The organism is Exiguobacterium sp. UBA6282 (genome assembly GCF_002440475.1).
Lineage (GTDB): Bacteria > Bacillota > Bacilli > Exiguobacteriales > Exiguobacteriaceae > Exiguobacterium_A.
Window position 1 is genome coordinate 1 of the sequence record NZ_DJUM01000026.1, and the last position, 5,299, is coordinate 5,299.

Annotated in this window: 4 protein-coding genes, 2 pseudogenes and 1 riboswitch; of the genes and pseudogenes, 2 read left to right on the forward strand and 4 right to left on the reverse strand. The window is 43.4% G+C overall.

Annotated features, from left to right (window positions below; all coding sequences use genetic code 11):
• Together B2751_RS08120 and B2751_RS08125 are read right to left on the reverse strand one after the other, a co-directional pair.
• On the reverse strand, positions 1-635 hold a 635-nt coding region (locus tag B2751_RS08120; RefSeq protein ID WP_290774161.1), incomplete at its 3' end, for an amino acid permease.
• A 160-nt stretch (positions 636-795) separates the two neighbouring features.
• Positions 796-873, reverse strand: a riboswitch (glycine riboswitch).
• Positions 874-1,055: 182 nt separating this feature from the next.
• The gene (locus B2751_RS08125) at positions 1,056-2,372 is read right to left on the reverse strand and encodes a calcium-binding protein (RefSeq protein ID WP_290774164.1); all 1,317 of its coding nucleotides are present in this window, start codon (positions 2,370-2,372) and stop codon (positions 1,056-1,058) included.
• A 277-nt stretch (positions 2,373-2,649) separates the two neighbouring features.
• On the opposite strand from B2751_RS08125, the pseudogene B2751_RS08130 reads away from it, so the two are divergent.
• A pseudogene (locus B2751_RS08130) lies at positions 2,650-3,699 on the forward strand (MFS transporter); the annotation flags it as partial.
• Between the two features lie 186 nt (positions 3,700-3,885).
• Here B2751_RS08130 and B2751_RS08135 read toward each other — a convergent pair.
• Both B2751_RS08135 and B2751_RS08140 read right to left on the reverse strand, forming a co-directional pair.
• On the reverse strand, positions 3,886-4,407 hold the full coding sequence (locus tag B2751_RS08135) for an NUDIX hydrolase (RefSeq protein ID WP_290774240.1): 522 nt from the start codon (positions 4,405-4,407) through the stop codon (positions 3,886-3,888).
• A complete protein-coding gene (locus B2751_RS08140) occupies positions 4,314-4,922 on the reverse strand; it encodes an LURP-one-related/scramblase family protein (RefSeq protein WP_349679889.1) in 609 nt (202 codons plus the stop codon). Before B2751_RS08140 ends, B2751_RS08135 begins: the two co-directional genes overlap by 94 nt.
• Before the next feature lie 152 nt (positions 4,923-5,074).
• On the opposite strand from B2751_RS08140, the pseudogene B2751_RS08145 reads away from it, so the two are divergent.
• Positions 5,075-5,299 (forward strand): annotated as a pseudogene (locus B2751_RS08145) (FMN-binding glutamate synthase family protein); the annotation flags it as partial.

A 5,299-nucleotide genomic window follows, 5' to 3' on the forward strand; every position in this document is an offset into this window, starting at 1 on the left:
CCGACATAAGCGAAGACGACCATCTGGAACGAGAGCAGGAATCCAGAAATCCCGTTTGGCATCCATCCATTATGTGACCAGAGATTCGACACCGTCACGGGACCTGCGTCCGTTTTAAAACCAATGACGAGCAAGACGATTCCGACACCAATCAAGGCAAGGATCGTCACGACTTTGATCAAGGCGAACCAAAACTCAAGTTCACCGAACAATTTAACGGTCAATAAGTTAAAGCCAAGTAAAATCAAGAGCGCGAGTACGGCTGGAATCCATTGCGGGATATCAAACCAATACTTGACGTACACACCGACAGCGATGATGTCCGCCATCGCTGTCATGATCCAACAGAACCAGTACGTCCAACCGGTCACGAATGCGGCACGTGGTCCGAGATAATCTTCTGCGATATCCGTAAGTGACTGATAACCTGCTTTTGACAATAACAATTCCCCAAGTGCCCGCATGACGAAGAAGATCGCGATCCCGACGAGTAAGTAGGCAAAAATGATCGATGGTCCGGCGAGTTGGATCGCTTTACCTGATCCTAAAAACAAACCCGTTCCGATCGTTCCACCAATGGCAATCAACTGTACATGACGATTCGATAAATCTCGTTTTAATCCTTGCTGTTCCAAACCTGAACTCCTCCTTGTGATGGTTTCTCTACGCTTCAGACCGTTCTGTCGGTCCTGAAAAAGAAAAAAAGAGACTGGACGAATGTCCAATCTCAACAAAATCAAAGGAATAACCCATACACGCCACTACGACATTCCACGAATGCCCGTCGCTGCATCTGATTACTCTTCTGTCCGTTTGCCTGAGATTGTGAACCCTTCGGCGCCGTGTCGACACGGTCTCTCCAGAAGCTGCTCCTGCCATAGTGTGACCCATGACAATCATAGCTTTCTCTTTATTTGATTATCCGATGCGTCGCTGCATCGATGAATTGTTTCTAATTCTAGTAATCTCTAAAGCGTTTGTCAAATTAATTTTGAAATTAATTTTAAAGTATTAATATCAAAATTAATTGTATCCGCTTACTTCTTTTTAAATAATCATTGTATGACTAGATCAACTTTTTTAGACCATTTACCTTCAAATTCTCTAGAGATTTTCATTCCATAAATTTTTCCGATTAGTCTAATATCGTAGTCGTCGCCCTCTAATACTTTTACTTTTTGGTCTTGATTTACCTGTGTTGTGAATGGTGGAATCATGACAGAAAAACTACTGTTCTCATCCCAAGAAGAAGATATTTGACGAGAATTACTATAAACATAGCTTGAAGTCAGTCCAGCTATTCGTTTTCCAGAAGTATTTTTTACACTAATTGTCGATTCAATAAGATCAGGTAGTTTTACCGAAAATTCAGGCATATTTTTAATAATTTCAAGATTATACATGTTTCCACTAAGTCTGATGTTTGATGTGCACTCTGGATTTTTTCCAGGGTAATCCGTGTAGCCACTATCAAATAGTTTGCCAACCTGCCAGTTAAGATACTTTCCTGTAAAGGCGTCGAATTCAAAATGACCGTTTTTATCAATTAAACCGGAAGCAGCTGGTTCTTCCCCAATCGGACTATTCATGAAAAAATAGCAACCTTTCAAATCACTGTTATGAATGGTTCCTTTTACGTGGACCACTAAATCACCTAGGTCTTTTAACAGCTGGCAACTCGAACTCTCACTATCTTCTTGATCTAAATAGCATGTATTACTACCTTGTCCTCCATCAATGTGATCGTCGCCTTGATTACCTTTTAAAGTATCACTGCCTTCTTTTCCAACGATTTCGTCATTCCCTTTATTACCTTCGATTTTATCGTTTCCAGCGAGTCCAATGAGCGTATTTTTACGATCGTTCCCTTGGATTTTATCGTTTCCTGTTCCGCCAGTTAAGTTTTCAACATCACTACTAATTAAATCCTTTTCGTTTTTTTCTCCATCATCTTTTTTATTATTTAAGCTGATATTCAAATCTTTTTTCTTATCGCTATATGAAACGGTATCGATTCCTTCGTTCCCTTTAAAATAATCTGATCCACTTTCCCCTTTGAGTGTATCGTTTCCTGTTCCTCCATATAGTTTATCGTCTCCTGAACCCGCAACAATTGAATCATCACCACTTCCACCATCAATTGTATCGTTTCCTCCAAGACCCTGAATTTTATCATTTCCGCCTAAACCACAAATTACATCAGATTTGCTAGTACCTTTTAAGGTATCGTTTCCTTTTGTACCAATGATCGTACATTTTTTCCCATCGCTTGCTTTTAAATTTTTTGTACTTGCTGTTACTAAATTTTCATTTGCAACAAGTACTAAAATTGCAAGTAATAATACCGTTATAATCGTTTTAGCTAATCTCATTCTTACTTCCCCTATCCAACAAAATTATTTGTGCATATCTTTATCGGTAAATTATTCAAAACTATTAACTAATTATGTAATTTATTAGTTTTTGTATATTCTCTTTTATTCTATTTTCTTATACTCAGCATAAGAACTATCTATTTTACTTCCCTTCGGAACGGCTTTATATTGAATGAATTGATAATAAAGTTAAGTAGTTTTCGATTCATGTATGAAGCGGAACTTCAGAAAAGAAGGGATTTTTATGTCTACCACAAAAAAAGGCTATTTCATGATGATCGTCCTCTGGTTCGCCTATGCGACCTTCGCCATGAACTGGGTCGCGGGTTCATCGTTGACGCCACAAATCACGGCGCATTTCTTCGGCAATCAGACCGTTGACCCCCTCATCTCACAACTCGTCAACTATTCGATCACGACGGCGCGTGTCTTCGCCAACATTCTCGCCGCGCTCATCTTGATGAAGCTCGGTCCGAAAAAAGCACCGTTGCTCGCACTGTTGTTCCTGATGATGTCGATCGTCGCCATCTATCTGCCGAACTACTGGGCGTATACGGTCGCTCGCATGGTCATGGGACTCGGTGGTTCAATGGTCATCGTCTACATGAACCCGGTCGTGACACGTTACGTCCAAGATCCGGCTGAAAAATTACGGATCAACGCCTTCAACACTGTTTCCTATAACGTCGGTGCATTCGTTGTGTCACTCTTGTTCACCTTGTTTGCCGATCAATTCGTCAGTGACTGGAAACTGACGTTAACGATTTTTGCGAGTCTGACAGCGATTCTCTTCTTCGCATGGTGGATTGGTAGTGAGTCGTTCGAGTTGAACGATGCTACGGACGCGAACGAAACGCCTTACGGTTACGGAGATGCTGTTCGCGATACATTCCTCTGGAAATATGCGGTTGCTTTCGGCGGTTTCCTGACGCTCTATACCTTATCGCTCGTTGGCTTGAAGCCTGTGTTCGATACGTACACGCAGTTGAACGGTTCGCTCGTCAACCTGTTGGTCTCAGGTGCCGGAATCGTCGGAACGTTCGTCGGTCTGCGGATTGGTAACAAAGGAACACCTCGTAAACCGATTCTGTTGATCAGCGGGACGGTCATGATCGCGAGTTTCCTTGTCACGGTCTTGTTCGGAAACATCTCGCCACTCGTTTCGTATGTCTTTGCGTTCGTTTCCGGATTTGCAATGTACATCCAATATCCGATCTTCATGAACTTGGCACACGAACGAAAAGGGATGACACCGCAAAAGATCACCGTCTTATTCGGTCTCTTCTGGGCGATCGCTTATGCGACACAAACAATCTTTACGATCATTTGGAGTTACGCACTCGGACATGCGGGATATACGGTCTCGATGATCGTCTTCTTCCTCTGCTGTTCCGTGTATCTGTTCTTCACGTTCTTCTTACCAGAAACAAAAACCAAAACGGACGGATGCACTTCGAAAATCCGCTTAATCCACCAACAAGCCCTTCCGGATCATCGGAAGGGCTTGTTTTTATGCTTCGTTATGCGCGCCGTAACTATGGCGAAGGGCAAACAACAGTCGAATCAACGATTCATGATAGCCGATGAACCATCCTTCTTCGATCCCGTTGACGATGGCTTCTTCTGTCATCCAAGCGACGCATTGGACTTCTTCTTCCTGCAGCGTCAGCGTCGTCAAATCCACTTCCCGTTCGACAAGATAATAATCATCAAAACCGATTTCAAACGGAATCGTCAGATGGGGACGGATGCCTGTGAAATCAATATCGAGTCCAAGCTCTTCCAACAGTTCCCGTTGTGCTGCCATCTGACTCGTATCCCCACTAATCGCACTGCCTCCGACCGTCAGATCCCACATGTTCGGCCAACCAGATTTAAACGGTTGCCGTTGTTGGACGAGCATCTCTCCCTTGGCGTTAAAGACACAGACGTGAATCGTCATATGATAATCGCCGGCTGTATGTGGCGTTCCCCGTGTCCAGAGCCGTCCTGTTTTCTTGCGATCTGCTGTGTATACATCCCACTGTTCCATCTTGCATCATTCCCCTTTTNNTAATTGATGAAAGACGAGTTATTCGAGCTTTCCTCCGCTTTGACGCAATCAATCGCGACGACGAGGGCGATCAATAATTCTTCCATCGCTTCATCTTCGACTTCGATCATGTACTGATCGGTCCAAGAAATCCACTTTTTCTGCACGCGACCAATCCGTTGTCCCTGTTGCAGGACTTCAAAATCGACATCCCACCAGTCGCCTGTGACTTCGAACTGATCCGAGTTAATTGTATAGCGGTCTTTGAAGAACGTGAACTCTTTGATGATTTCAAACGATTGTCCCGCTGCTTCGACATAAAAGACCGGACGAAAACTGAACGTTTTTTTCTCGATTTCAGCGACGACTTCTCCATTTTGATTCGTTACGGTGAAGGTCTTCGGTAATTTCATAAAACTCCCCTCAATGTGATACGCATCGTGTCCCTCTTCGTCCTGAATCGCAAATCGTCCACGCAAACTGAAGGCTTTTTGTTTCATATAAAGTGTATGCATACCGGTCTCCTCCTTTAATGTATAGTCTTATTTACGACATTACTGACAGAAAAGATTCAAAATCTGGAAATAGTCAGTTGGTGCAGTTTGTAACAGAAGCTTCAGTGGTATCAAGTTACATAACACGAATCTACGGGAAAGAAGGAATTTTGATGTCTATCGATACGATTGTGCTCTTCATTTTACTCGCCATCGCCCTGTTGATCATCCTTGTCCCCCCCATCCTCTTTTGGCACGTCTGGCGCGCCGATCGTCGCCAGCAAGAACATGCGGTTCTGCGCAACTTCCCCGTCCTCGGAAAGATGCGCTATATCCTCGAAAACATGGGACCGGAACTCCGCCAATACTTATTTCTCAACAATAACGAAGGCAAACCC

Bases quoted from the DNA above. Each gene is read 5' to 3' on its own strand.
- B2751_RS08125 (WP_290774164.1), bottom strand. From the start codon at position 2,372: ATGAGATTAGCTAAAACGATTATAACGGTATTATTACTTGCAATTTTA.
- B2751_RS08135 (WP_290774240.1), bottom strand. From the start codon at position 4,407: ATGGAACAGTGGGATGTATACACAGCAGATCGCAAGAAAACAGGACGG.